At 45.0% G+C, this 655-nt stretch carries 1 protein-coding gene; it reads left to right on the plus strand.

What is annotated here, in order from left to right; translation table 11 throughout:
- Positions 1–655, plus strand: a 655-nt coding sequence (locus R7O13_RS27830; RefSeq protein ID WP_318305321.1) for a YbgA family protein, incomplete at both ends; no start/stop codon positions are given.

Genomic DNA, 655 nt, shown 5'->3' on the forward strand with positions numbered 1-655 from the left:
ACTTTGTTTCTGTATGCCCAGAAGTGGGGGTAGGCATGCCGGTGCCACGCCCGACGATTCGTTTAATCAGTAATGAAGAACGCATCGCGTTGGTTGAAACGAAAAATCCCGACAATGATCACACAGATAACATGCTGACTTACTCCGAAAATAAAGTGGACGAGCTTCAAAATGAGCAATTGTGTGGTTACATCGTTTGTGCCAAATCGCCAACATGCGGTATGGAACGCGTAAAAGTGTACAGCAAAAACAACGCTGCAAAAGAAGGGGTTGGTCTTTACACGAAAACGTTGATGGAAAAAATGCCGTGGTTACCTGTCGAAGAAGATGGACGCTTAAATGATCCCGTTCTTAAAGAGAACTTCATTACTCGCATTTACTGTCTCAACGATTTTTATGAATCGATGGCAGGTGAGCCGACACGCGGTAAGATCATCGATTTCCATTCTCGTTATAAGCTAACGCTTATGGCGCACCATCCAGAGTCGTATCGATCTTTGGGGCGCTTAGTCGCAGATGTTGCCAACTATGAGATTGACGAGTTTTACCGAGAATACCGATTAGGTCTGATGACGGCGCTATCGAACCGTGCCAGTCGCAAAAACAACACGAATGTGTTGATGCATCTTCAAGGGTATTTCAAACGCTCTCTAAA

It is taken from the genome of Vibrio sp. Y176, assembly GCF_033438945.1.